The 24,348-nt window shown below is 38.6% G+C and carries 29 protein-coding genes and 1 riboswitch; of the genes, 10 read left to right on the top strand and 19 right to left on the bottom strand.

Annotated features, from left to right (window positions below):
- Window positions 1-11: 11 nt before the first annotated feature.
- The 4 genes from BK585_RS21065 to BK585_RS21080 all read right to left on the bottom strand — a co-directional run bounded on the left by BK585_RS21065 (window position 12) and on the right by BK585_RS21080 (window position 4,399).
- Entirely contained in the window at window positions 12-1,832 is a 1,821-nt protein-coding gene (locus tag BK585_RS21065; protein ID WP_078556031.1) for a polysaccharide biosynthesis protein, read from the bottom strand.
- A gap of 270 nt (window positions 1,833-2,102) precedes the next feature.
- Window positions 2,103-2,870 carry a tyrosine-protein phosphatase gene (locus BK585_RS21070; protein WP_078556033.1) on the bottom strand — a complete coding sequence of 256 codons (768 nt, stop codon included), beginning with the start codon at window positions 2,868-2,870 and terminating at the stop codon, window positions 2,103-2,105.
- Window positions 2,871-2,976: 106 nt separating this feature from the next.
- Window positions 2,977-3,669, bottom strand: coding sequence for a CpsD/CapB family tyrosine-protein kinase (locus tag BK585_RS21075; RefSeq protein ID WP_078556035.1), 693 nt, complete (start codon window positions 3,667-3,669; stop codon window positions 2,977-2,979).
- 1 nt (window position 3,670) lies between these two features.
- Window positions 3,671-4,399, bottom strand: a complete 729-nt coding sequence (locus tag BK585_RS21080; RefSeq protein ID WP_078556036.1) for a YveK family protein — start codon at window positions 4,397-4,399, stop codon at window positions 3,671-3,673.
- A 208-nt stretch (window positions 4,400-4,607) separates the two neighbouring features.
- Here BK585_RS21080 and BK585_RS21085 point away from each other — a divergent pair, with 208 nt between their 5' ends.
- The 3 genes from BK585_RS21085 (at window position 4,608) to BK585_RS21095 (ending at window position 7,952) form a co-directional block, all read left to right on the top strand.
- On the top strand, window positions 4,608-5,516 hold the full coding sequence (locus BK585_RS21085) for an LCP family glycopolymer transferase (RefSeq protein ID WP_078556037.1): 909 nt from the start codon (window positions 4,608-4,610) through the stop codon (window positions 5,514-5,516).
- Window positions 5,517-5,707: 191 nt separating this feature from the next.
- On the top strand, window positions 5,708-6,688 hold the full coding sequence (locus BK585_RS21090) for a DUF4352 domain-containing protein (protein ID WP_078556038.1): 981 nt from the start codon (window positions 5,708-5,710) through the stop codon (window positions 6,686-6,688).
- Window positions 6,689-7,466: 778 nt separating this feature from the next.
- A complete protein-coding gene (locus tag BK585_RS21095; RefSeq protein WP_078556039.1) occupies window positions 7,467-7,952 on the top strand; it encodes a hypothetical protein in 486 nt (161 codons plus the stop codon).
- Between the two features lie 384 nt (window positions 7,953-8,336).
- On the opposite strand, the gene BK585_RS24685 is transcribed toward BK585_RS21095, so the two are convergent.
- Window positions 8,337-9,947 (bottom strand): C40 family peptidase, encoded by a 1,611-nt coding sequence (locus BK585_RS24685; RefSeq protein WP_078556040.1) that lies wholly within the window; start codon window positions 9,945-9,947, stop codon window positions 8,337-8,339.
- A 482-nt stretch (window positions 9,948-10,429) separates the two neighbouring features.
- Window positions 10,430-10,942, bottom strand: a complete 513-nt coding sequence (locus BK585_RS21105; RefSeq protein ID WP_078556041.1) for a competence protein ComK — start codon at window positions 10,940-10,942, stop codon at window positions 10,430-10,432.
- 211 nt (window positions 10,943-11,153) lie between these two features.
- Between BK585_RS21105 and BK585_RS21110 the strand changes: the two genes are divergently transcribed.
- Together BK585_RS21110 and BK585_RS21115 are read left to right on the top strand one after the other, a co-directional pair.
- Entirely contained in the window at window positions 11,154-11,645 is a 492-nt protein-coding gene (locus tag BK585_RS21110; protein WP_078556042.1) for a sigma-70 family RNA polymerase sigma factor, read from the top strand.
- A gap of 183 nt (window positions 11,646-11,828) precedes the next feature.
- Window positions 11,829-12,494, top strand: coding sequence for an SOS response-associated peptidase (locus BK585_RS21115; RefSeq protein WP_078556043.1), 666 nt, complete (start codon window positions 11,829-11,831; stop codon window positions 12,492-12,494).
- Here the strand turns inward: BK585_RS21115 and BK585_RS21120 are convergent.
- On the bottom strand, window positions 12,489-12,896 hold the full coding sequence (locus BK585_RS21120) for a thiol-disulfide oxidoreductase DCC family protein (protein WP_078556044.1): 408 nt from the start codon (window positions 12,894-12,896) through the stop codon (window positions 12,489-12,491). The genes BK585_RS21115 and BK585_RS21120 overlap by 6 nt on opposite strands.
- Before the next feature lie 221 nt (window positions 12,897-13,117).
- Between BK585_RS21120 and BK585_RS21125 the strand changes: the two genes are divergently transcribed.
- Entirely contained in the window at window positions 13,118-13,591 is a 474-nt protein-coding gene (locus tag BK585_RS21125) for a hypothetical protein (RefSeq protein ID WP_078556045.1), read from the top strand.
- A gap of 422 nt (window positions 13,592-14,013) precedes the next feature.
- On the opposite strand, the gene BK585_RS24515 is transcribed toward BK585_RS21125, so the two are convergent.
- The 4 genes from BK585_RS24515 to BK585_RS21145 all read right to left on the bottom strand — a co-directional run bounded on the left by BK585_RS24515 (window position 14,014) and on the right by BK585_RS21145 (window position 16,014).
- Entirely contained in the window at window positions 14,014-14,304 is a 291-nt protein-coding gene (locus BK585_RS24515) for a YjcZ family sporulation protein (protein WP_245805882.1), read from the bottom strand.
- Between the two features lie 95 nt (window positions 14,305-14,399).
- On the bottom strand, window positions 14,400-15,284 hold the full coding sequence (gene spoIIP / locus BK585_RS21135; RefSeq protein WP_170885669.1) for a stage II sporulation protein P: 885 nt from the start codon (window positions 15,282-15,284) through the stop codon (window positions 14,400-14,402).
- Complete coding sequence (locus BK585_RS21140; protein ID WP_170885670.1) at window positions 15,277-15,579, bottom strand: RNA polymerase sigma factor; 303 nt, start codon at window positions 15,577-15,579, stop codon at window positions 15,277-15,279. The genes spoIIP and BK585_RS21140 overlap by 8 nt, the downstream gene beginning before the upstream one ends.
- 84 nt (window positions 15,580-15,663) lie before the next feature.
- Entirely contained in the window at window positions 15,664-16,014 is a 351-nt protein-coding gene (locus BK585_RS21145; RefSeq protein ID WP_078556049.1) for an RNA polymerase sigma factor, read from the bottom strand.
- 184 nt (window positions 16,015-16,198) lie between these two features.
- Between BK585_RS21145 and BK585_RS21150 the strand changes: the two genes are divergently transcribed.
- Complete coding sequence (locus BK585_RS21150) at window positions 16,199-16,444, top strand: DUF2535 family protein (RefSeq protein ID WP_078556051.1); 246 nt, start codon at window positions 16,199-16,201, stop codon at window positions 16,442-16,444.
- An 81-nt stretch (window positions 16,445-16,525) separates the two neighbouring features.
- Here the strand turns inward: BK585_RS21150 and BK585_RS24205 are convergent, their stop codons facing one another.
- The 6 genes from BK585_RS24205 to BK585_RS21175 form a co-directional block, all read right to left on the bottom strand.
- The gene (locus BK585_RS24205) at window positions 16,526-16,681 is read right to left on the bottom strand and encodes a hypothetical protein (protein ID WP_170885671.1); all 156 of its coding nucleotides are present in this window, start codon (window positions 16,679-16,681) and stop codon (window positions 16,526-16,528) included.
- An 83-nt stretch (window positions 16,682-16,764) separates the two neighbouring features.
- A complete protein-coding gene (locus BK585_RS21155; RefSeq protein WP_078556053.1) occupies window positions 16,765-17,244 on the bottom strand; it encodes a hypothetical protein in 480 nt (159 codons plus the stop codon).
- 69 nt (window positions 17,245-17,313) lie between these two features.
- Window positions 17,314-17,538, bottom strand: coding sequence for a DUF1450 domain-containing protein (locus BK585_RS21160; protein ID WP_078556055.1), 225 nt, complete (start codon window positions 17,536-17,538; stop codon window positions 17,314-17,316).
- Window positions 17,539-17,653: 115 nt separating this feature from the next.
- Window positions 17,654-17,836: a hypothetical protein gene (locus BK585_RS21165; protein ID WP_078556057.1), complete on the bottom strand. Its 183-nt coding sequence runs from the start codon at window positions 17,834-17,836 to the stop codon at window positions 17,654-17,656.
- Between the two features lie 52 nt (window positions 17,837-17,888).
- Complete coding sequence (locus BK585_RS21170; protein ID WP_078556059.1) at window positions 17,889-18,659, bottom strand: HAAS domain-containing protein; 771 nt, start codon at window positions 18,657-18,659, stop codon at window positions 17,889-17,891.
- A 4-nt stretch (window positions 18,660-18,663) separates the two neighbouring features.
- Complete coding sequence (locus BK585_RS21175; RefSeq protein WP_078556061.1) at window positions 18,664-18,999, bottom strand: PadR family transcriptional regulator; 336 nt, start codon at window positions 18,997-18,999, stop codon at window positions 18,664-18,666.
- Between the two features lie 209 nt (window positions 19,000-19,208).
- A riboswitch (cyclic di-AMP (ydaO/yuaA leader) is annotated at window positions 19,209-19,354 on the top strand.
- A gap of 80 nt (window positions 19,355-19,434) precedes the next feature.
- Here BK585_RS21175 and BK585_RS21180 point away from each other — a divergent pair.
- The 3 genes from BK585_RS21180 (at window position 19,435) to BK585_RS21190 (ending at window position 22,609) form a co-directional block, all read left to right on the top strand.
- The gene (locus BK585_RS21180) at window positions 19,435-20,091 is read left to right on the top strand and encodes a potassium channel family protein (protein WP_078556063.1); all 657 of its coding nucleotides are present in this window, start codon (window positions 19,435-19,437) and stop codon (window positions 20,089-20,091) included.
- Window positions 20,092-20,094: 3 nt separating this feature from the next.
- Window positions 20,095-21,453 carry a TrkH family potassium uptake protein gene (locus BK585_RS21185; protein ID WP_078556065.1) on the top strand — a complete coding sequence of 453 codons (1,359 nt, stop codon included), beginning with the start codon at window positions 20,095-20,097 and terminating at the stop codon, window positions 21,451-21,453.
- A 148-nt stretch (window positions 21,454-21,601) separates the two neighbouring features.
- Entirely contained in the window at window positions 21,602-22,609 is a 1,008-nt protein-coding gene (locus BK585_RS21190; RefSeq protein ID WP_170885672.1) for a DUF3231 family protein, read from the top strand.
- Between the two features lie 377 nt (window positions 22,610-22,986).
- Here the strand turns inward: BK585_RS21190 and galU are convergent, their stop codons facing one another.
- Both galU and BK585_RS23810 read right to left on the bottom strand, forming a co-directional pair.
- Window positions 22,987-23,862: a UTP--glucose-1-phosphate uridylyltransferase GalU gene (gene galU, locus BK585_RS21195; protein ID WP_078556069.1), complete on the bottom strand. Its 876-nt coding sequence runs from the start codon at window positions 23,860-23,862 to the stop codon at window positions 22,987-22,989.
- Between the two features lie 162 nt (window positions 23,863-24,024).
- Window positions 24,025-24,297, bottom strand: coding sequence for a hypothetical protein (locus BK585_RS23810; RefSeq protein ID WP_139367615.1), 273 nt, complete (start codon window positions 24,295-24,297; stop codon window positions 24,025-24,027).
- Window positions 24,298-24,348: the final 51 nt, after the last annotated feature.

Consider the following 24,348-nt stretch of genomic DNA (forward strand, 5'->3'; position numbering starts at 1 on the left):
TGATTTGTTGGTTATTTCACCAAGCTGAGGTGTTGCAACTCTTGTTTCCTGAAATTCGCTATATCTAATAATTCTTCTCTTAATTCTTCTGGGCTCATTATTTCAATTGCTCCGATGACCGCTTGAGCCACTCCGATATTGACTGGTGGGGTTTTTCCAATATATATCTTAGGGAAAATTTGCAAGTCATGAACCTCATCTTTTCCGAGAAGTTCTTCATACATCTTTTCTCCTGGTCTCATACCTGTGAATTCAATTTTTATATCGTCTTTTGAATATCCTGATAATTTTATCAGGTTCTTTGCAAGGTCTACGATTTTAACGGGCTCACCCATATCAAGGACAAAGATTTCTCCGCCTCTTGCTAACGCTCCTGCTTGGAGCACGAGTCTTGAAGCTTCAGGTATTGTCATGAAGTAACGGACCATCTTTGGGTGCGTTACTGTTACTGGTCCGCCAGCTTTGATTTGTTCTTTAAATAATGGGATTACACTTCCGCGACTTCCAAGAACATTACCAAAACGTACCGCCACGAATCTTGTGTCACTTATAATGTCCATATGCTGAACGATCATTTCTGCAATCCGTTTTGTCGCTCCCATCACACTTGTTGGATTAACAGCTTTGTCAGTGGAAATCATCACAAATGTATTTACTTTAGCATTATCTGCTGCTTCAGCAACATTTTTTGTGCCAACTACATTGTTCTTTACCGCTTCTTCTGGATTTCTTTCCATTAATGGCACATGCTTATGGGCCGCTGCATGGAACACAACATGAGGTGTTCTATTGTTCATAATCTTAAAGATTTTTTCACGATCTTGTACATCTGCAATTTCCGTATCTAGGTTTACATGTGGAAAGGTTCTTCTAAGTTCCATTTCAATCGAGTAAATGCTATTTTCTCCGTGACCTAACAAAATTAATTGTTCGGGTTCGAAGTTTGCAATTTGTCGACATATCTCAGAACCTATTGAGCCACCTGCACCGGTAACGAGTATCGTTTGGCCTTTGATATATTGCTTAATGCCTGCTATATCAAGTTCTACTGGGTCTCGTCCAAGTAAATCTTCTACTTCAACTTCACGGAATTGCTCTACCGATACTTTCCCGGTCATAATGTCTTCAATTTTTGGCATGATTTGCGTTTTCGCAACCGTTTTTGAACATTCTATAAAGATGTTGTTTAACTCTATTCTACTTAAAGAAGGAATCGCAATTATAATTCGTTTAATTTCTAGTTCATTTACAATTCTAGTAATTTCTGATACTCCACCAACTACAGGTATTCCCATGATTTCTAGTTGTTGTTTCGCCTTATCATCATCAATAAAGGCAACAGGCTGCAAATCAGAAAACTCACTATTCTGTAACTGCCTTGCAACCATTATTCCTGCAGCACCAGCTCCAATTAATAGTACTGGCTTTTTATTTTTATCTACCTTCATAATCGTATCTCGGTACATTCTCCAGGAGAAACGAGAACCACCAATTAATAGGACATGCATCATCCATGTTATCACTAAGGCTCGCATATACACATCTTGAATAAACACAAATTGTACAGCTGCCGTTATGAATATTGAAAGTGTGATAACCTTTATTATTGCCGTTAACTCATTTACACTTGCATATTGCCATACTTTTTTATAAAGGTGATAAAAATAAGCAAAAAGATGATAACTTATTAGTAACGTAACCGCACTGAATGCTAAAATTATTGTTACCATTGACCCTGTTTTAATTAAAATAAAATTACTAATAAAAATACAGAATAGTACGATTGCAGAATCAACCCCTATTAAAGCGGCCAACCTCTTTCTATATGACATCTATTACCCCTCCTTTTCTCAATAAAGATGTAAAGCCCTAAACTATACTTCTTTTTAGGAAAGGTTCATAGTTTAAGGCTTTATAATAAAAATGTTTCTATCTTTTTAATCGGTTTTGGTTTAATAAAAACTTGTAAGGCATCTAACCTTACCTCACGTCAAACCAGTGGTGACAAGCACCTAAGGTTCAATATTTTGAACCCACAGCATGACCGAGTACCTCCGTCGATAATGGGAAGGAGACATCACCAAAAATCTAGTTGAAATCTCTTAGAAGATTCCAAGAAACTTACGTCTTTTAATAGGTTCTGGTTGTACCATCGCAATATGCTGATGTTCTAGTAAAAGTTGTGCATTTTCTTGAAACTGATAGACTGTTCCTGTACCGAATACTTTTTCAATTAGCATATATGATTCTTGTAAACGAAATGGTCTTGATTCGATATTGTGCGCATCACTGGCAATAAAATGAGTTAGGTTCGATTCAATGATTTGTTCACTAAATTTCTTAATATTTTTCCCAAAATGACCCGTAATACTCGAAGCGGTTAGTTGTGTTAATGCTCCATTTTTTACAAAGTCGTATATGACTTCTGGCTTTTCAATTAATTCTTTATTTCGTTCAGGATGAACAATGATAGGTGTAATTCCACTTAATTGAGTTTGATAGATTATATTTGCGGCGTATCTTGGTACATGACTTGATGGAAGTTCAAGAAAGAGGTATTTATTCCCGTCTGCTAGGGTGAGAAGTTCTTTTGTTTCTAACCCTTGGGCAATATCCCCAACCATTCTAACTTCCTGACCCGGTAAAATCGTAAGCTCTATGTTTTCTTGCTTTAATCTTTGATTGAATAGTTCTGTTGTATCTTTAATCGTACAGCCTTCATTTGAAAAGGAAGGATGCCGATGATGCGGTGTCGCAATAATAGAGGTAATACCTTCTGTAACCGCGGCTTTTGCCATTTCTATACTTTGATTTTCATTTTTTGGACCATCATCTAATCCAGGCAAAATGTGACAGTGAATGTCAATCATCGTTTCTCTTCCTCCTTCTCCCCTAAAAACGATACATTATTTTACATATTTTGAACTTTGTTTACAATTCTACCATGACTATTGCTATTTTAATAGAACTTTATTGCTATTTTTCACCATAATAATAGTAGTAGCTATCTTTAAGTTTTTCTTTACGATTTACAACCACACCTAGGATATTGGCATTTGATTTTGTAAGCTGTTCTTTTACCTTAACGGCTTGTTCACGATTTGTTTTCCCACTAGCCACAACAAACACTGTTCCATCACATTTACTACTTAAAATCTGCGCATCTGTTACAGCAATGACAGGAGGAGTATCAATTACGACATAATCAAATTCAGTTTTTGCCTGTTCAATAAATTGCTCCATTGCTTTTGAGTTAAGTAATTCTGCTGGATTCGGCGGAATTGGTCCACTTGTTAAAGCAAATACGTTTGGGATTTTGCTTTGTTGGATGGAGTCTCCTAGTTCAGCTTGCTTTGTAAGTACTGTTGTTAAGCCTTTTGTATTCATCATTTCAAACGTATAATGACCAGTTGGTTTACGTAAGTCAGCATCCACATACAGTACGTTTTTCCCATCCTGCGCTAACACAACTGATAAGTTACCGGCTGTTGTTGATTTTCCCTCGCCTGGACCCGTTGACGTAACAACAATTGTTTTGATTTCTTTATCAACTGCAGCAAACTGGATATTCGTTCGAATGATTCGATATTGCTCTGAAATTGGTGAGTTTTTATCTGTATGTGTAATTAAGTCACGTTTTTTTGAGTTTGGGGGTTGTCTTCTAGCCATTTTATCTCTCCTTCCTCTTTAGTTCTTTTTCCTTCTTTTTCCTTCTTTTTCCACGTTCATCTCCCATGTCAGGTACGACTCCTAACACAGGTAAGCCAAGTACTGCTTCAACATCATTTTCATCTTTAATTGACGTATCAAGAAACTCTAATAAGAAGATAAGTCCGACTGCTGCCATTAAACCTACAACAAATGCAATCGCCATATTTAAATATGGGTTTGGTTTAACTGGTGTTGGATTGTCAGTCAATTTGGCTTGAGACAAGATACTCACATTATCTACATTCATAATTGATACAATTTCACGTTGAAATATATTGGCAATGGTATTGGCAATTTCTGCAGCCATATGCGGTTGTTCATGTTGAACTGTAATTCTGACAACCTGTGAATTTCCTTCGCTACCAACTGTTACTTTACTGTTTAATTGGTCATAGGTTTCTATTAGGTTTGCTTCATCTATAACTTTTTCAAGAATTGCTGGACTTTTTATAATGACGTTATACGTATTGATTAGTTCAATGTTCGTTCGAATATCAGCTTGGCTATAAAATTGATCTTGTTGTTCTTGATTTACAAGTAGTTGTGTTGAATTTTGGTACATTGGTGTTAATACGAAAAAACTAACGAGTCCACTAATAAGAACTGTGATTATAGGTATAATAATTAATGTTTTTATTCTTCGACGTAAAGTGACAAATATATCTTTTAGGCTAATCGTTTCTTCCATTCTCTGAATGAACCTCCTACTATTTTACTAGCTTTCTAAAACAACACACAAAATTATATCACAAATTGTATACTTATGTTGAAACGTATTACAATTGCCTTACTCTGTACATGTTATATAATGAAGAGACAACTTAATCATTTTTTCTGCTTGTAGTTAACTACTTTGTATTTAAAACAAAATATAACATAGAAAGTGAGATTAATATATGAAAAAAACGCTAGTAATACTTGGGATTGTAGCTGGGATCGTAGTACTTAGTGTCGTTGGATATGGATTGCACTTGTTTAAGTCAGTATCCGACACAGCTTCTGAAATCCATCAACCATTAGAACGAGAGGGTTCATTAAAGAGGGAAACTGAAGTGGATGTCGATAAAAAAGAACCCTTGTCGTTTTTGATAGCCGGTGTCGATTCAGAGGGAGAAACGCATGCTGGACGTTCGGATACGATTATTCTATTAACCGTTAATCCGAATAAAGAGTCGATTAAAATGGTTAGTATTCCACGTGATACTCGTACTGAGATTGTTGGAAGAGGAACGATTGAAAAAATCAATCATGCCTATGCCTATGGTGGCGTTCAAATGACAGTTGATACCGTTGAAAACTTTTTAGATGTTCCAATTGACCACTATGTCAGCATTAACATGGAAGGCTTTAAAGGAATTGTGGACGCCCTTGGTGGTGTTACGGTCAATAATGAGTTTGCCTTTAGTAGTGGCGGCGATACTTTCCCTGAAGGAGAGATTTTCCTTACTGGCGACCAAGCCCTTTCTTATTCAAGGATGAGAAAGCAAGATCCGCGTGGAGACTTTGGACGAAATGACCGTCAGCGCCAAATTGTTGAAGCCGTTATTAAAGAAGGCGCACAAATCGGGTCGATTACTAGAGTTGGAGATATTTTAGATGCCGTTGGTGAATCTGTTCGAACGGATTTAACGTTAAGTGAAATGTGGAAGATTCAATCGAAGTATAAAGAAGCACGACATTCTGTCGAACAGCTCGCATTATTTGGACCAAGTCAGCGAATTGATGGTTTAAGTTACGTTATTATTTCGGATGAGGACCGGGAGAATATGACAAAACTGTTGCGTGAGCATTTGGAGTTGGAGTAAGAGTAGGTTTGTGGGAAGAGGATGGCAAAGGGAAAACCTTTGTGCCATCCTCTTTTTCGTTTCTAGGTTTGAAAGAATAGGAAGAATTGGTGGATTAAGTCTATTGCCTTTATTCTGTTACCCTATTTTTCGTATACTTGTAAACATGTAGATTTTTATTGTACGAAATGTAAAGGGAGGATGAAACATCTATGAAATTTATTTATGTTTTACTAATGTGTGTATCTCTTCTTGTTTTTTCAGCATGTTCAGGAAGTTCTCAATCTACTGATGCTGATACATACGACATTTGGACAGTGGGAGACACGGTTACCATTCATAGTTACTATGGGTCTTATGAGTTTACATTGGACGAGGTATCTCTGCGAGACGACCTTGAAAAAGGAGATTCACAATACTTTATTGTTGATTATACGGTGAAAAATCTTACGGATACTATCATTCCGAGGGAAGATATTACCTCTATGGTTTTAAGAAAAGACAGCCCTGGGACATCATCAAACTATGATTCCCATGATCAGTACCGAGAAAAGTTTTCAGAGTTAATCTCTTATTTTTCACCGGAAGGATTAGGTCCTCACGAAACTCTTTCTGCACAAGGAGTACTTTCTGTCGGGTCTGTGCCGTCTTCCTATTATGAACTTGAATTTGGTCATCCTATTTCTTCTTCTCGCGTTTCCTTTTTTGTTGATAATAAAGGGGGTTCGGTGACAAAAGCGTCTAAGTTTGAACGTAGCTCGATTGGTTCTTTTACTGAATTTTTATCATTTGATGCGCTTGAACTTACGGAATCCGGTCACATGACTTCAAGATATTATGGAGAAATGGAAGCCTCGATTGGGACACCCGAGTTTAACGAAGAGTTAGAACAATTAGTGATACCCGTCACGCTAACGAATAATGGGAAACAAACGTATGAAACAGAGTCTAGTTTTTTCGACCTTACACAAGCTTTGTTCCATATTGTGTTTGGTGGAGTGGAAGATGACCAAAATTATGTAACGAGCGGTATGGTTGAAGATATTTCGATTACACTCTCTCCCGGTGAAACGGTAACCTTTCCAGTTATATTCCGAGCTGAACCTGCCTATCATTACACTCTTGTTTTTGGAAACCGTTCTTTCCCGGATGAATTTTCATACTGGCCATTCACGGTTGAGGATATTAACTAATTTTCGATGATATTATAGAGAGACTGAAAAAAGTTAGATATAGAGGGCACTGAAAAAGTTCGGTACTGAACTTTTTACAGTGCCTTTTATTTTTATTGGTGTGCCTCTTCTAGTGAGTTTTTATTGAATCGGTGATATGTCAAGATCGCGTAAATATAAGTGCAATTCTCGAATAACATAGGTAATCGAATGACTTTGTTGTTGTTCAAATAGATAAAAACATGAAATAGTTTATATCGACATAGTTTATGTCGTTTAGATTTATCTTTATTTCTTTTTTATTTCGTAATCCTACTGTGTAAATGATTTCGTTCCCTTGTAGCTCTAGTCTTTTCGTTTGAACTACCTTTCGTCGGTAGAATACTATCACTAGTAGGGCCGTACCAATCGTCAGCATAATCGTATATTGGATTATGTGCTCGGCAAAAAATATTATGGAATAAATTAATAAGGAGAGAAGGCTATAGCCAATGACTGATAGTTACCCTTGTAGTACTCAAGAAGACCAACCTCTCCTTTTAAAGAAATAACAAATACAAGATAAGAGCCCATATTGGTAGAGATAGTGCCAAACCCCATAGAAACCCTTTAAAGAATTTAACATTAGTTGGCATGTGACCACGTCCATTCTTGTTCTTTATTAAGAACAATTATACCTCTTTCCTCCTTCAGCAACAATAGTCCCTTAGTAACTATGCGACTACTTTGAATAGCATTGATTAATCTCTGTTGCACTTGCTAATACTGAGTTACTAACAACAGAGAAAGGGTGGTTCTATTGCGAATAGTAGTGCTTGGGATTATCTTGTTTTTCATTATAAGTTCAATGGGTGTCGGTGCCTTTTTAACTAAAGTGTCTGAAGTTGAGCAAAGCATAAAAGAGAAAATGCCTTTTGATGTAGCTGTAGATGAAGAGGATAAACGAAAAAATGTGTTGCAGCAACATCCGCGTTTTTCGAAAAATGAAGAAAGTGCGGTTGGTGGTGAAGTCATTAATAGTGACCTCTTCACTACCGTTACCTCTGCTATAGATGCGGAGACGATTGATTTTGTGTTAGAGCATTTTTCGTTGTCTGAACTGACGGAGATGGCTGACTCTATGCGAGAGGGCATTTCCTCTGGCGATTTAGAGGAAGTCAAAGCGCAAGTGCAAGAACGTTTCTCCGAAGAAGACCTTGAGCGGTTCCGAGAGATTGGCAAAGAGATAATTGAAAGCGCAAACCTTGGAAATATTATTGAAATTCCCGCTGAGTTTGACCACTAGCTCTTTGTATTGATTGGCTAGTTTTGTTTTGTAGCTGAGTTTCAATTTTATCAGCCTGTTTTGATGAATTTAACATGGTTTTGGGTTGGTATTTTTTTATATCAGCCCGATTTTGTATGCTCAGACCTGTTTTGGGTTGCTATATTTTTTTACCTGCCCTTTTTCCTGGGCTCGAACTTGTTTTGGGCTCTTATATTTTTTTATCTGCCCGTTTTCCTTGGCTTAAACTTGTTTCGGGCTCCTATATTTTTTTACCTGCCCGTTTTGCTCAATCTTCCTCTTTTTTCGGACGGTATGTTGGGATAGTTGGTTACTGGAAAGCATAGATTTAATAAAGTGTCCAAAAAGGGAGTTGTACTTATCCCCTTTTGGACACTTTTTCTGTTAGTGCAGTCGTTTTGCTCCAAGATAGCGTTGGCTCCAGTAGTTACTGTTTAGGCTGGCTACTATAACTCCTGTCGATGAACCGCTATGGATGAATTGGTTGTTGCCGATGTATATTCCGTTATGTGATGGGCCCGCTGAAATGGTTTCAAAGAAAACAATATCACCAATGCTAGGTTCAGCGACTGGGACTCCTGCATTCCATTGGAGGGCTACAGTTCTTGGAATTGTAATGCCTTGGTTCCTGAACACATATTGTACAAGTCCACTACAATCGAATCCTGCTGGTGTTGAGCCTCCCCATAAGTATGGTACACCTACAAATGTAGCTGCATCTGCAATTAAGTTGGTCATCAGTGCTGCGTTATTCGTTGGCGCTGGTTGTGTTGCTCGACTTGTTGCTACTTCATTAATCTTAGCAATCGTTTGTTCATCTGCATTTCCAGTGACCGGTAGATTATTCAATCGTTGAAACTCTCGTACGGATTGAGCTGTTATGTCACCGTAATACCCAGTTGGTTCAACATGGAACAACCCAAGTGAACGAAGTTGCGTTTGAATTAATGTTACTTGGTCACTTCTAACGCCAATCGTTAATGTTGTTGATGGTGTACTTGGCGCTGGTTGCACACTAGGTGCTGGCGCAGGAGCTGGAGTGCTCGGTGCTGGTTGTGTTGTTGGCGCTGGTGTTTTTGGTGCTGCAGGCTGCGCTGGTACTTTTGGCGTAGCTTTTTTCTTCGCTTCTAATGCTTTGTTAATGGCTGCGAATGTTTGTGGTCCGACAATGCCATCGACTTTAAGCTTTTGACTTCTTTGAAAGTCTCTCACCGCTACCTCAGTTACTCCACCAAAGTTACCAGTGATGCTATTTTTATAGAATCCTAATTCTTTTAGGTCGGTTTGGAGCTTAGACACTTGGGCGCCTTTGCTTCCATTTCGAAGAATTGTTGATTGTTGAGCTGTTGGTTGCTTTAATGTGACATTGTTCGTTTGCGTTGATGCAGGTTGCCGCTCATTTAAAAGAACAGACAAGGTTTGTGGGCCAACAATGCCATCCACAGTTAACTTGTTTTTTCTTTGAAATGCTTTAACGGCATCGGTCGTTTGTCTTCCGAATTGACCAGTCACTTTATGATTGTAATACCCTTGTTCCTTGAGCTTAATTTGAAGCGCTTCCACTTCTTTTCCTTTTGAACCTGCTCGTAACACCATGTTGGTGTTAAGTACATTTGACTGTGCTTGTACTTTTTGCGTTTGCGCTTGAGTCGTTGTTGTTTTCTGCTGTACCTGTACTTTTGCTTGTTCTCCCATTTGCGCTAATAATACCGAAAGTGTTTGTGGCCCTGCGATCCCGTCAACAGCTAGTCGGTGCTGTTGTTGAAACTTCCGTACTGCATCCTCAGTAATTGAACCATAAAAGCCTGTCGCTGTGTCATGTTGAAAGAAGCCCTTTTCTTTTAAGGCTTTTTGCAAGTCTTTGACATCAGGGTGGTCCATTCCCTTGCGTAACGTTTGGTCACCGAGCGCAGCATCTGTTAATTGAGGGGTCGCCAAAAAAAGGCCTGTTGCAAAAGCAGATGAAATGACTACTTTTTTAATCGTTGACGCCATATTCTTATCCTCCCATTTACTCATTTGCTAGATTTTCCTACTAGTTATATCGGCAGTAATGCTTTTAATATAAAGTCAGTTTCGCTATTTTGTTGGATATATTTTCATAGTTTTAAAGTCTCTTTTCGCCTTTTTATGACAAATCCCTTGTTCTATATAGTGAAATTTATCTATTTGTAACAATTGTAATCTTTTTGTAATATATTATGTAGTATATTTGAACTGAATTCTCTATCGGACATGAGAGACCTTATTTTCGCTTTTTTCCTAGTTTTCTTGTTATAACGGACACCAGCGACCTTATTCTCATAAAATGATGCTTATTTCACGTCTTTTTCTGAAGATAGAGGACTGTGTGTCCTCTACAGATGAAAAAAGCTGTTTTTTGAGAAAATAAGGGCTGCTGTGTCCCTAAGAGATGCACCGCCTCCCATCATAAAAAAGACAGCATCCCCGTTAGAGGACACCGTCTCTTTGCTTCCTTATTTTTGTCTCATGCGCTTTCCTTTTTTTCGTTTCTTTGTTATGAATTTGTTTTTGTGAAATCTTGAGATACAGTGGGATGCTTTTAGCATTTGTTGGTCAAAGACATGGACTGATACATCAAACGAGTAGGTTTGCATATCCTCAAACGTCACTTCAGTATGTAAATGCCCTTCACTGTTATGTGTCCGGCCAAAGAATTTTACATAATCATAGAATATCCAGCTACAGACAAAGTTTTTCGGCGAATGCGTTGGAAAGGCTATAACTCTTGCCTCCGGATAAATTGGAATCGGGAGCTTATTTCTTTTTTTGGAATAATGCATGACCGCTTCTCTTCGCCCCTCATAGTTTGCGCCACCTTCCACACAGCTGTCGTTGATGATTTCCTGCGGTCTGGCAACGACATAAAACGGCTTTTCATTACACTCATAAACAAGAGTTCCATACGTTTCGTGTGCGACTGATATTAATGCCATGGTTCCCCCATTAATAATATAGTCACTTTTCATAACCTATACCTCCTCCAAAAAATTAGTTTGTTTTCGCAATAAACCAAGATGTACTTTCTTGTTTTTTTACAAAACGGTAGCTATTTTTTGAAAAAACAACGGTGTCTTCCCCTCTTTTGTCATTTTCCTCAAGTTTCTCTCACATCAAAACAATCGTATTCTTTAGCTAACCGGTAATACAGGGTTGGTGCACAACCAAAAGGATCAGAGAATGGAAGAGTTATTTGATGATGTCGCTATGAAATATGAACCGATCATAAAGAAACAAATGGTGGTGCTACGCATTTACAAAAATCATGAGGACTATTTTCAAATTGGTTTGATTGGACTATGGGAAGCATACAAACGCTATCAGCCAGAAAAAGGGCCTTTTTCCACGTTTGCCATTTCCACAGTTAGAGGTAAGATGCTTACACATCTTCGCAAAGAAGTGAAGTACGAGAAGTATCATGAGTTGAAGGAACACATGTCAGAAACGAATGGACAGTGGGATTCATCAAGTGATGAATTTGAACGCGAATGTCTAGAAGGATGTCTCGTTGGGTTAACCGAACGTGAACAGTTGTGGGTCAAGGAGGCGATTCTATTTGATAAAAAGCCAGCAGACTTGGCACACCAATATAATGTATCCGTTAATACAGTGAAAAGCTGGCGGAAATCCGCACTTAAAAAGTTGCGGGTACAATCACCTCTCCATTTGTAAAATACTACCTGATAATCAAATAATACCAACTAATAATTGAAATTCCAACAAAATATTCTAAAAATTCTAATATTTTACCAAAAATGATTCATAAGTAGGAAGTATGCCGTCGGTTTTTGCCTAGTTTCGTCCTTTTGATTTTCATTTCATTCTTGGTACACTAGGGGCAAGGAGGTTATTCCAATGTGCGGAAGATTTACTTTACATGCAGATGAACAGGAGCTAATTCAAACTTTTCAGCTTAGAAATGAAATCACGGTTCCTAGGAGTTATAACATTGCACCTGGTCAGCCGATTTTTGCCGTGATTCAACAGGGACAGGAACGTCGAGGCGGATTATTGCAATGGGGGTTGATTCCTTCTTGGGCAAAAGACCGAAAAAACGCTTATAAGATGATTAATGCACGAGGAGAAACGATTGCCGAAAAGCCTAGCTTTAAAAAAGCTTTTGCGAAGCGTCGATGCTTATTGCCTACGACTGGTTTTTATGAGTGGAAACAAACAGCAGATGGGAAAAAGCCCTACTTTATCCGGATGGCTGATGAACAACTATTTGCATTCGCTGGTCTTTGGGAAAAATGGATTGACCCCGAGTCTCAGGAAACGGTCTTTTCTTGTACGATCGTCACGACTTTTCCGAATGAGTTAATGTCTAGTCTTCACAACCGAATGCCTTTGTTATTATCTAAAGAAGGTCAACAGGACTGGTTGAACCCAGAACTTACCGATGTAGAAGAATTAGAAAAATGGATTCAACCATATCCCTCTGAAGAAATGGTTGCTTATGAAGTATCCACATTCGTTAATAAACCGTCGAACAACGACCATAGTTGCATTGCACCATTATAAAAATCGTTTCTTTAATTCAGGAGTCGGAATCATGCACTCCTGTTTTTTTCCGAAAAGGCGGTAGCGGTTGTGGGCAATTAGACTATAAACGAAATCACGAATCGGCCTGGGTACGATAATTAAAGGATAAAGAAGCTTCCATGCTCCCTTTAATTCTTTAAGTACGTGAAGAGCTGCAGAAGACTTTGTATAAAATTTACCTTTTTTAATCAAAATAAAAGAACCAAAGTCATTCGTTGGCAAACCATATTGCTGCAAAAGCTTTTGCCCCGCATCAGATTGTAATGCAGCATATTGAAACATTCCCTCTGGGTCACGCTTAATCAAAAAAGTAACAAGGCTATTGCACATATTACATACGCCATCAAACAAGACAATTTGGTGTTCGTTGGTTTCTCTCATTGTGCACCCTCCATTCCTTTTGTTACTCCTATTTTATGTATTAACACCTTATTTGTAAACAAACCTTTCTCACATGTAAAATTGGTTGTAAGTACCAAGTTTATTAATAATAGCTTTTCTTTTTTTAGGGGATACCTATAACGAACTTACATAACCTCAGTAAAGAACATACATGTATGCGCTAACAAACGAACTAGAACTGTAGAAAAGAGATGACAATTATGGTAAATGCCAACCCCGGTGAAAAAATTCTTTGGAGCATTGCCCTTCCTGGTTTTGCTCAATTTCTGAACGGAAAATTGATTAAGGGAATTGTATTCATTTTTTTAGAATTTCTTGTCAATGTCCAAAGTAACCTAAATACGATTATAATCCCAAGTTTTCATGGTCAGATTGAACAAGCGATTGCATTGACGAATTATCAGTGGCTCATGTTCTATCCCTGTCTTTACTTATTTGCCATCTGGGATGCTTATCGTGATGCAGGAGGAGGATCAGGTCCTTATGCTTTTCTTCCATTTGTTTTCTCTGCATTTTTAGGGACAATTGGAGTCGTGTATTCGTCTACCTTGCCTATTTTTGGTGTGTTATGGGGCCCAATTTTTTTACCAATTCTTTTTCTAATCATCGGCGTAGGGGTTGGCTTTATTGTTAAGTGGGTTGTGTTGCTTATTAAGGGAAGAACACCCGTCTGACCTTAGAAAGTGGGTACGTTGTTTGATTGAAGTACCCGCTTTGTGGTGTTGTTCAGTTAGAAAGTGGATTTTCGTTACCTCTTGGGGCTCTTTGTGCGCCTGCCGGTAACGATTATTTTTTTTCGTTACCTTTGCACGCTTTTTGCGACCTTTACCAGGAACGATTACTTCTATTCGTTACCTCTTCAGGCTCTTTTCGGGTCGTTTCGGTAACGATTATTCTTTTTTGTTACCACTTCAGGATCTTCACGAGCCTTTTTGGGCACGAATATTCTTTTTCGTTTTCTCTTCAGGCTCCTCGAACATTTTACCCATACAATTACTGGCTCTCAACCAATTCAACTTGAAAATTTAAAAGTCCTACTATGAGTGGGGGACTCTCATAGTAGGACTGTTGTATATTTTTTTCATGCTATTCTCTGTTAGACTGCAGCTGTCCAAGAAGCTCCAATAATGACTAACAAGATGAATAGGACGATAATCAACGCAAAACCGCGACCTCCACCGTGTACTGGCGCGGCAACTGGCCCGCAACCTGCCATTGGGGCACCGTAACCATAGCCAGCACCTGCCATTGGAGCTGCGCCAAATCCTGCAGCAGCACCGCCCATTGCACCTGCAGCAGCGCCTGCTACTGGAGCACCGAACGCCGCACCTGTCATTGCTCCTGTTGCTGCACCTGCAGCTGGAGTACCTAATCCATAACCGTACATCATAACACCACCTTCCGAGTCAACTAATTTACCATATGCGACTGGAGGTGAAAGTGGGTTAGGCATTCGCGGAAATGGTGGGACTTTTTTGGGTTTTAGCTTGTTTCGAACAGTTCAGAGATGGCTCTAGCAAGGTATTTTGTACTGTACTGAATTTCTTCTAAAGAATTGTCATAACCTCCGATTTCAAGGAGGATGGAGTGTGGATGGACATCCTGATTGTAGATTCCATTGCGAGGAGGGCCACTAAGCAGCTTAACTCCCCTTGATAAGTCTGGGTGGATGTCATTTAATTTTTCACTCAAGGCTTTTGCCAACGCATGATTTTCTGTATAGTTGGGGTGTTCCATTCCGATTACCATTACTATTTGTGCTACGTTTTCTCCATGTATAGAAGTTGTCGTCTTTTCCCATGGTTCGATGGCTCGGTGGATATCTAACACAAGGTCAATGTCATCATATTGGTCTAATGTTGCTTCTAGATAGCGACGGGAAAGGGTATATGATTCTTTGTATGGTAGGTCTGCCTCAGCCAGTTCTTCCATGATATCATGTTGAAGGTGAATGCTTTTAATTCCATGCTCTATTAGATCTTGCTTCAAGTATCCACCAGATATTGTTACATTGATGGTCTCATCAAAGGCATGGTGCATCGCCTCTTCTCCCTCACTTTCAATGCCGAGTGCGGGAAGGAAAGATTCATGATTGTGTGTATGATAAATCAATACTCTTGGTTCAGTGTCTTCCACGGGTGTACCCGGTTGCCCCAAGGTATCATCTAGGGTAAGAACGAGTAGTAAAAATAGGACCACTGCTACTGCCATCCCCGTCATTGGCATCCATAGTTTGTTTTTTGACTTGTGATTGAAGCGATTGATAAGTGTGGATTCTAATTCCTCTTTAAAGGAATTCTTTGGTGTCACTTCTGAATGGCTCTTTTTCAATTGCTCGAGAAGTTCGTTATCGTCGTACTTACTCATTATGAACCCTCCTTGTAAACTCGCAGGCAACATCCCGCTCTAAGATTAGCTTAAGTTCCTTTAAGGCACGGTGGTAGGTCACCTTCACTTTTGCTTCGGTCCAGCCTGTGATTTGTGAAGTTTCTTTCACCGAAAACTCATGAATCCCACGGAGAAGTATCACTAGTTTGTGGTCAGGCTTTAGTTTTTGTAAGCCTTCATGAACGGTTCTCGCTTCTTCTTTGGCCTCGACAATTTCCTCTGTAGACTTTCCTTTTGCCGGAAGAAACTGTAGCACATAGTCATGAAGAAACACGGAGGGCACTGAAAAAGTTCGGTTTTTAACTTATACAGTGCCCTCTTAGCAATGTGCGTAACCGTTGCATTTTTTTAAAGCCTGCTACGAGTGGGTTTCTCGTAGCAAGCGGGCAACTGGTGGAGCCATTGCAACCATAATCGAAGGCACTGAAAAAGTTGGTTTGTACTTTTTCAGTGCCTTCAGAAACAGCTGCTTTTTTTGTTTTCTGACATAATCAATGGCGACATTTCTAGCGATTGAAAAAATCCATGTTTTAAGTGATGAGCGTCCTTTAAACTTATGAATGGAATCAACTAAACGGATAAACACTTCTTGTGTGACATCCTCTGCTTCTTCGTTATTTGCGGTGAATACTGCCACAAAACGATACACGTCCTCGACATATTCTCGGTAAATGGAGCGGATGTCCTCCTCCTTGTTTTCTTGTTTCAACGAATCACCATCCTTATTTTAGCGTTATCAATTAGTCTGAATTGAGGGAAATATGGTTACAGTTTTTTTGAACTACGAAATGTTACAAACAGATAACATGTTTTTAAACATACTGTAAATGCCCTATTCTATTTGGTTTCTTCTATTATAATAAAGATAATCAATGAAAGAATAGGGTGATGAAATGATTACAACAACGCAACTAGAGCTTTTTCATAGAACTGGACGTAAGTATGTCATTAGCGATATTCCACTTGCTCATGATTCTGGCTCCTTTTTTATTGAGTTCCACCTACAAATGCTGATTGATGATATTGAAAGAGCAACAAGACCTCTCTCTCATTATTCATTTGCCACCTTTCTTTCTAAAGTTGTAGATGCACCCATTGATCCCAGTTCTTCTAGTTCTAAAGAGAAGTCTTATTCCTAAGAAAAAAGCAACATACTAAGTTTTAGGCAAGTACATCGCTGTTTAGTGAACATAATAGTTACTAGAGCTTGGGGCATCTCCTCAAGCTTTAGTAGTCGTATTTTCTTCTTTGTCATCTAGGCGTTTTTCTAACTCGGTTACCTTCTTTTCTAGTTGTTCCACTTTTGTCACCGCGTATATCGCAGATGCCATTGCTCCTGTTGCAAGTGAAAATCCGAGAATTGCAAATACGTCCATCTGAAGTCCCCCTTAATTCTTTAATTTCAACATAACAAAAAGTCTACCTCATCAGTAGACTTTTTGTTATGTTTTACTTATTTTTATTGATGGAGTGCATTTATAAATACGAGTTGCTCTTCTATTTTTTCAATCATTTCAATATAGGTTGGCTTATCTATGGTTGTACTATATATTTTTTCCTGATAGGGCACGACAAGTTCAAGTGTGTGTAAAATTTCATGGTGCATTTCTTGAAATGGGATGTCTTCACCAATATGCCCTCGAATCAACGTTTGATAGACAGTAGCCATTTCACGTTTGGCTGTTTCGCTGACATCAAAATGTTGCATGGGAGGTAATGTCGCAAATGCGCTATTTCCTAAATAAGCGATTTGCTTGCCCGCATCGGTCTGTTCTGATGCATGAAGTAAAAACGTGAGGTGATTGCTTATATGATGGATATCCATTTCAATTAACGTTGTTTTTTTATCCAATTGGATATGGTAGGTTTTGTATCCGAGATACGAACCAAAAATAAGAACTGATAACGCAAGTAACAATGCCAGTTTTTGTTGAAGCATATGCTTACCTCCTTTTCCTACCTTACCATTGTTACCGGTAGATAGAGTTCTAATCAGAGGTTTGCTAGATTATGATGATTTGATTGCACTTGCAAGTTCTTTATACAACTTTCCTGGGCTTTTCGCTTTCACTACTTCTCCATCCTGGACAGCAAACGGACAAGATTTGCAAACTTTGCATTTGCCTACACAGCCTTTACGCGAAATCTTCACTTGTGAATACTTTGATTTAAGCTCTTTATAGACTTTCTTTGTTTTAAAGTCGTTATGTTCACAAAACACGATCTTTTTCATAGTCCGTCACCTTTGCTTTCATCTTAGATGATAATAATTATCATTCTTAATGATACCATCATATCAGAAAAGTAGGTATACGTCATGATAAATTTTCTGACATATTTTTGACGGACTATACTTGTTTTTCGACAGGTTCAATGGAGTCTAACAGTTCATCTAGCTTTTCCTCCATGCGAAGCAACTGTTCATCACGAGAGCGTATATAATCCACAAATCGGATGATGAACAAAATGAACACAATAACGGTTGAGACATTTATAAACTGGACTAAAAGTGTTCCATAAGTAATATCCAAAAAAATCCCTCCTTACATGAGCCATTACCAAAGGTTTGAATCCCCCTGTATATTAATTCTTGGTTTTTCTTGGTAATCCTTTACTAGATGAATCCTTTCGTAATAAAAAGATCATATATATGGCAATAAGGACAAAGCCGCTTGTAATGACTAGAGCTTTTACGTCCTCATTGACGATGAAAGACTCAGCGATAACCTCTGGTATAAACAGAAGAGCTGGGATAATGATCGGTGACCAGATTTTAGCCCATACCGCGATTGCGATAAAAATAGCAATTGAGAGGATGGTTGCTACAATTCTCCCTGTAAACCCGAATTCGATAAACGGTGTACCATAGTTGTTGGACAGGATATAAACAGCCACAAATAATCCAATCACGAATAAATTGCTTCCTCCAAGAAGTATCCATTGCCATGTAAGTTTCAGTCTGTTTTTTGCTATTATTTTAAATAGAAAAACGACACTACCTAGTCCAATCAAAATGACGACTGGAAAGCCAATCACATGGTATGTCGTATATGACATTGTCCCTCTAATCGCATCCCCTAGCATAATATAAGCAAACACTCCGAATAAAATCGCAGGAATAACGACTAGCATTCCTTTTACATCAAAGGGCATTTCTTCAGCGATGCTTTCCATGTATGCCTTTGGAGACAGACCCGTAATATGGTCAACACTTTTCCCTTCTTTTTCTGCTTCAATTAAGTGGTCGGTTAATTCTTCAATCACCTCATTGATTTCAGCTTCCTTTTTGCCGCTTGAGAATAGGTACAACCGCAAATCTTCAAGAAATTCCTGACTCTTTTTTGTTAGTTCCATTTTGTTACTCTCCTTTTGTTTTAGTATCTTGTAAAACAAGGGTGACGCTGTTGGATAAGACATTCCATCGTTCTTGAAATTCAGCTAGCTCTTCGTAACCTTTGTCAGTTAATGTGTAGTACTTTCTTTTTGGCCCTGCTGGGGATGGTTTTGTTATTGTGAAGACGAGCTTTTCCTTTTGTAAGCGAAGCAGAATCGGATAAATGCTTCCTTCGCTGACCATTTTAAACCCGTATGCATCTAGCTTTTCAATCATTTCATAGCCATAGGTTTCACCTTTTGAAATAATCGCTAGCAAGCAGCCTTCTAATATTCCTTTAAGCATTTGTGATGTCGTCATCGATTCGTGTACCCCTTTTCAGCTATCTTGTAAAGCAAGATAGGAGGTTAAAATAAAACTTGTAGCTATTATGCAATACAAGATAGTTATACAATATCAGGAAATCACAAAGATTTCAATAGGCAAATGAAAAATTTACAAAAATAGGATTGACAAGATAAGGCTGGAGGAGTAGATTATAATCAATTCATTTTTTAAAAATAATAAATGCCTTTTATTCGCTAAATCCATTGTGAGCGGGGGAACCAATTTAGGTAGAATAGTTCTCTACCTTGGGGTGAATCTTATGTATAAGAGGGGATACTCTATGTCCCTAATCCGACAGCTAACCTCGTCAGCGTTTTAGAGGAAGGTCAAAGACTTACCTTTAGACCATTTTTTTGTGATGGTCTTTTATGCGTTATATTAGGCAGCCAAAAGGAGAAACGGAGAAACATGAAAAAACAATTTGCAGTAATTGGTCTAGGTCGATTTGGAAGTAGTGTCTGTAAAGAGCTTTATAAATTAGGACATGAGGTCCTGGCGATTGATTCGAACGAAGACCGGGTCAATGCGATAACGAATCACGCTACACATTCGGTGATTGCCAACGGTACCGATGAAAACACATTAAATTCACTTGGAATCCGCAACTTTGAGCATGTCGTTGTAGCCATTGGCGATAACATTCAGTCTAGTATCCTTTGTACCTTGTTACTGAAGGAAATTGGTGTCCCGCAAGTATGGGTTAAAGCCCAAAATCATTACCACCACCGTGTCCTAGAAAAAATTGGAGCTGACCGAATCGTTCATCCTGAAAAAGATATGGGAATTCGAATTGCTCAGCATTTAGTGTCTGAAAAGATTATCGACTATATCGAGCTTTCTGAAGACTATAGTATTGTTGAATTAATTGCTTCTGAGAAAGTAGCAGAGAAATCATTAATCGAAACAAATATACGTGCAAAGTATGGATGTACGATATTAGCGATTAAACAAGGGGAGGATATTAACATTTCCCCGCTGCCGAACGAAATTATAAAGCAAAATGACATTTTAATTGTGATTGGACATAAAAATGATTTAAAGCGTTTTGAAGAAGAAGGTCTGTAAACCATGTATACAGCAAGGAAAATGGCTCGGCTCAATCTTACTTCGATTCAACTGATTGTTTTGTTTTACCTAGCTGCCGTTATTGTAGCTACCTTGCTATTGAGTCTCCCTTATACCCATAAGCCTGGAATGGAATGGAGCTTTATTGATGCTTTTTTTACAGCTGTTAGTGCGGTAAGTGTCACAGGGCTTACCGTAGTATCAACAGCAGATACGTTTAGTACGTTTGGTGTGTTTGTTCTCGCTTTTATTTTACAGTTTGGTGGCATCGGCATTATGACGCTTGGAACTTTTATCTGGCTTGTCTTTCGAAAACGAATTGGATTAAAAGAACGCCAACTCATTATGACTGACCAAAACCGCGGAACATTCACAGGGTTAGTTGCTTTAATGAAACAAATTCTCGTGCTTATTTTGATTTTTGAAGCAGTCGGTACTTTGCTGTTGGGAATTTATTTTCTTTCCTATTTCCCTACTTGGCAGGAAGCTTTTTTGCAAGGTTTTTTCGGGGCTGTCAGTGCCACTACCAACGCAGGATTTGATATTACAGGTGAATCTCTCATTCCATTTGCGCAAGATTATTATGTGCAAACGATTAACATGATCCTGCTTATCCTTGGTGCCATCGGTTTTCCTGTTTTAATTGAAACAAAAGAGTTTTTGTTAAATAAAAAACGTGATACTCATTTTCGATTCTCATTATTTACCAAATTAACAACTGTTACCTTTTTTAGTTTACTAGTTATTGGTGCTCTACTAATATACTTATTTGAACGAAACCATTTCTTCACTGGGATGTCATGGCATGAGACATTTTTCTATTCCTTGTTTCAATCCGTCACTACCAGAAATGGTGGGTTAGCGACAATGGATGTTAATGAATTCACGACGCCTACTCAGCTACTGTTAAGTTTGTTCATGTTTATTGGAGCTTCTCCAAGTAGTGTCGGCGGTGGGATCAGAACAACAACGTTCGCCATTGTATTATTGACGATATTCGCGTTTGCCCGAGGTCGTAATTCGATCAAAGTATTTCATCGTGAAATCGACAACTATGATATGATAAAATCGTTTGTCGTGGTCGTGGTAGCGATGCTCGTTTGCGGAACAGCTGTAATTGCCTTGTCGGCCTCTGAACCTTTTTCGCTGATGGCTATCGTCTTTGAGGTTTGTTCGGCGTTTGGAACAACCGGGCTATCGATGGGCATTACGCCTGAGTTATCGACTTTCGGGAAAGTCGTTATCATCATAGTTATGTTTATTGGAAGAATTGGGATTTTCTCTTTCTTGTTTTTACTTCGGGGACATGAAGCAACAACGGAGAGTTACCACTATCCTAAAGAACGTGTTATTATTGGCTAAAATTACTGTACTGGTGAGGGCGGGATTATAGGTTGTTATACCTTTTATTCCATCCTCTTCTTTTTGGAGACTTTTTTCGCAAATTAACTAAAATAGTATAATTTAGTGTGGTTTTTTGGGAATGATACTACAGATGGAGGTAGTTGCGATGACTATAAAAACCAAAGTAAAGTTAACATCATCTGAAATTGCCAGCTTGTGGAGTCAGTACATTAATGACACGGCAACAAAGCAAATTGTTTCATATTTTTTGAAAAATGTAGACGATGAGGATGTTCGAACCGTACTGGAACAATGTCTAGAAAAAGCAAACTGTCGTCTTGGTTTTCTGGTCAGTTTATATAAGCAAGAAAATTTTCCAGAACCAATAGGGTTTACGCAAAAAGATGTAAACTTAAATGCTCCACGGTTGTATACAGATCTGTATTATTTGCTTTATTTACAGCTATTAACGGTCTTAGGTTTGACCACTGGTTCACTAGCGTTTACGACAGCGAGTCGGATGGATGTGGTTGATTTTTATCAAACCTTACTTATCGATTCGATGGAATTGCAACGCAATGTCAAAAAAATCGAATTAGAAAAAGGCACTTATTACCGCCCGCCTTCTATTCCGTTTCCTGAAGAAGTGTCATTTGTAACCGAACAAAATTATTTAGGAACAATGATCGGAAAACAGAGGTCAGTTAATTCCATTGAGATCACTCATTTGTTTTACAATATACAATCAAATCTCGTTGGGAAAAGCTTAATGATTGGTTTTGCTCAAACGTGTCAATCAAATAAGCTACGTCAATTTTTCCTAAGAGGAAAAGAGATAGCCGATAAACACATTACTATTTTTACTGATATTCTCCAAACAAACGACTTACCTGCCCCTAGTCCGTGGGACGTTGCTGTTACTAAATCACAGGTTGCTCCTTTTTCTGATAAACTCATGCTATTTCATGTTTCAGGAATGGTTACTGCAGGAATTGGCAACTATGGACTTGCCATTTCTGCAAGTCAGCGAAGAGATATTGGACTAAGATATGCAAGACTCTTAACCGAAATAACAGCTTACGCAGAAGATAGCGCTAACTTAATGATTAAAAATGGCTGGCTTGAACAACCCCCCCAGGCCCCTGATCGTGATAAACTGACTCAGGACACATAGAAAACACCGCTAGCGGTGTTTTTTTCTATTCCGAAATGTGATGCGCAACGTGTGAAGGTAGCGCACTCTCTCTAAAGACTATTCTAACGGACACAGATGACCCTATTTCTATTTTTTTTGTTTTTTCTGTTGTAACGGACACCAGTGACCTTACTTTCAATAAATTCGGCTAATTTTTAATGTTTTTGTGAAAATAAGGGCCTCTGTGTCCGATACGATTAATAAAATCCATTTTTACCGAAAATAGAGGATCGTATGTCCGTTAAGTAAGATCGCAAAAGCGGTTTTCTTAACAGCGCTGCACTTTTTTGGTGGCTCCCCTAAACGCAACAAAGCTGGGACAAAAGGTTAAACAAACTTTTGTCCCAGCTTCTATCTTATTTCCCTTTTGTAATTTCCTTTAAGTAAGCCATTACATCTTCACTTAAATCTTCACGTTGAAGTGCAAAGTCAACTTGGGCTTTGATGAAGCCGAGCTTGTCCCCTACATCATAACGCTTTCCGTCAAAGTGATAAGCAAGGACGGCTTGTGCCTGGTTTAGTTGCTTTATCGCATCTGTTAATTGAATTTCGTTACCAGCGCCTGGAGCTAATGAAGCTAAAATCTCAAAAATCTCTGGGCGTAGAACATAACGTCCCATAATCGCATAATTTGATGGCGCAGCCTCAAGCGATGGTTTTTCCACCAGGTCATTGACATGGATGATTCCACGTTCAATTTCTACTCCTTTTGGTTCAATGATTCCGTATTTACTCACATCTTCATCCGGAACCTGCTGAACGCCGACAACAGAAGAGTGATAACGATGAAATGTATCTAATAGTTGCTTTAGGCAAGGAGTTTCCGACTTGACGATGTCATCTCCGAGCATTACCGCAAATGGCTCATCTCCTATAAAACGACTGGCACATAAAATCGCATGCCCTAAGCCTTTAGGTTCCTTTTGTCGGATATAATGAATATTGGCCATATTTGAAATGGATTGTACTTCTTCTAGCATCGCAAATTTTTCTTTTTTCTCTAAAGTTTCTTCAAGCTCGTACGATTTATCAAAATGATCTTCAATCGCACGCTTGCCACGCCCACTGATGATGATGATATCTTCAATTCCTGATTCAACGGCTTCTTCGACAATGTATTGAATCGTTGGTTTATCAACGATTGGTAACATTTCTTTCGGTTGTGCCTTTGTTGCTGGTAGAAACCTCGTTCCTAATCCTGCTGCAGGAATAATTGCTTTTTTGACTCTCATTTCATCTCTCTCCCTTAATGTAAAAAGTTACAGCTTACATTATTTTTCCAAACATTAATACTACTTCTATTTAATCATTATCTAATCGCCAATTGCAACAAGCAAATATGTATTTCCAGAAATAGAAAAAACCCCACGTATGAGGTTTTTTCCGTTTCTTACTTATTCTGCTTCATCAATGTCTAATTCTTCGTCTGTTGGTTCTTCACCCTCTGCAGGCTCTCCTAGGTCGTCACCTTCAGTGTCTTCCATTGGTGTTTCTTCTTCCACAGGTGTATCTTCAATTGGAGCTTCTTCAACAGGAGCTTCCTCTAATGGTGTTTCTTCTACCGGTGGAGCTTCCTCAACTGGCTCTTCGGCTGGTGTTCCACAACCCGCTAAGAAACCAAACGCTAATGCTGCAGATGTAATTGTTACTAGAGCTTTCTTCTTCATTTTTCATACCCCCATAAAATAAAATCAGTATGTTCACGTACTAATTTTACT

Source organism: Bacillus alkalicellulosilyticus, assembly GCF_002019795.1.
Taxonomy (GTDB): domain Bacteria; phylum Bacillota; class Bacilli; order Bacillales; family Bacillaceae_F; genus Bacillus_AO; species Bacillus_AO alkalicellulosilyticum.

Excerpts from the sequence above, each read along its gene's own strand:
- BK585_RS21065 (WP_078556031.1), bottom strand. The coding sequence starts at position 1,832 with ATGTCATATAGAAAGAGGTTGGCCGCTTTAATAGGGGTTGATTCTGCA.
- BK585_RS21070 (WP_078556033.1), bottom strand. The coding sequence starts at position 2,870 with ATGATTGACATTCACTGTCACATTTTGCCTGGATTAGATGATGGTCCA.
- BK585_RS21075 (WP_078556035.1), bottom strand. The coding sequence starts at position 3,669 with ATGGCTAGAAGACAACCCCCAAACTCAAAAAAACGTGACTTAATTACA.
- BK585_RS21080 (WP_078556036.1), bottom strand. The coding sequence starts at position 4,399 with ATGGAAGAAACGATTAGCCTAAAAGATATATTTGTCACTTTACGTCGA.
- BK585_RS21085 (WP_078556037.1), top strand. The coding sequence starts at position 4,608 with ATGAAAAAAACGCTAGTAATACTTGGGATTGTAGCTGGGATCGTAGTA.
- BK585_RS21090 (WP_078556038.1), top strand. The coding sequence starts at position 5,708 with ATGAAATTTATTTATGTTTTACTAATGTGTGTATCTCTTCTTGTTTTT.
- BK585_RS24685 (WP_078556040.1), bottom strand. The coding sequence starts at position 9,947 with ATGGCGTCAACGATTAAAAAAGTAGTCATTTCATCTGCTTTTGCAACA.
- BK585_RS21105 (WP_078556041.1), bottom strand. The coding sequence starts at position 10,942 with ATGAAAAGTGACTATATTATTAATGGGGGAACCATGGCATTAATATCA.
- BK585_RS21110 (WP_078556042.1), top strand. The coding sequence starts at position 11,154 with ATGGAAGAGTTATTTGATGATGTCGCTATGAAATATGAACCGATCATA.
- BK585_RS21115 (WP_078556043.1), top strand. The coding sequence starts at position 11,829 with ATGTGCGGAAGATTTACTTTACATGCAGATGAACAGGAGCTAATTCAA.
- BK585_RS21120 (WP_078556044.1), bottom strand. The coding sequence starts at position 12,896 with ATGAGAGAAACCAACGAACACCAAATTGTCTTGTTTGATGGCGTATGT.
- BK585_RS21125 (WP_078556045.1), top strand. The coding sequence starts at position 13,118 with ATGGTAAATGCCAACCCCGGTGAAAAAATTCTTTGGAGCATTGCCCTT.
- BK585_RS24515 (WP_245805882.1), bottom strand. The coding sequence starts at position 14,304 with ATGTACGGTTATGGATTAGGTACTCCAGCTGCAGGTGCAGCAACAGGA.
- spoIIP (WP_170885669.1), bottom strand. The coding sequence starts at position 15,284 with ATGAGTAAGTACGACGATAACGAACTTCTCGAGCAATTGAAAAAGAGC.
- BK585_RS21150 (WP_078556051.1), top strand. The coding sequence starts at position 16,199 with ATGATTACAACAACGCAACTAGAGCTTTTTCATAGAACTGGACGTAAG.
- BK585_RS24205 (WP_170885671.1), bottom strand. The coding sequence starts at position 16,681 with ATGGACGTATTTGCAATTCTCGGATTTTCACTTGCAACAGGAGCAATG.
- BK585_RS21155 (WP_078556053.1), bottom strand. The coding sequence starts at position 17,244 with ATGCTTCAACAAAAACTGGCATTGTTACTTGCGTTATCAGTTCTTATT.
- BK585_RS21160 (WP_078556055.1), bottom strand. The coding sequence starts at position 17,538 with ATGAAAAAGATCGTGTTTTGTGAACATAACGACTTTAAAACAAAGAAA.
- BK585_RS21170 (WP_078556059.1), bottom strand. The coding sequence starts at position 18,659 with ATGGAACTAACAAAAAAGAGTCAGGAATTTCTTGAAGATTTGCGGTTG.
- BK585_RS21175 (WP_078556061.1), bottom strand. The coding sequence starts at position 18,999 with ATGACGACATCACAAATGCTTAAAGGAATATTAGAAGGCTGCTTGCTA.
- BK585_RS21180 (WP_078556063.1), top strand. The coding sequence starts at position 19,435 with ATGAAAAAACAATTTGCAGTAATTGGTCTAGGTCGATTTGGAAGTAGT.
- BK585_RS21185 (WP_078556065.1), top strand. The coding sequence starts at position 20,095 with ATGTATACAGCAAGGAAAATGGCTCGGCTCAATCTTACTTCGATTCAA.
- BK585_RS21190 (WP_170885672.1), top strand. The coding sequence starts at position 21,602 with ATGACTATAAAAACCAAAGTAAAGTTAACATCATCTGAAATTGCCAGC.
- galU (WP_078556069.1), bottom strand. The coding sequence starts at position 23,862 with ATGAGAGTCAAAAAAGCAATTATTCCTGCAGCAGGATTAGGAACGAGG.
- BK585_RS23810 (WP_139367615.1), bottom strand. The coding sequence starts at position 24,297 with ATGAAGAAGAAAGCTCTAGTAACAATTACATCTGCAGCATTAGCGTTT.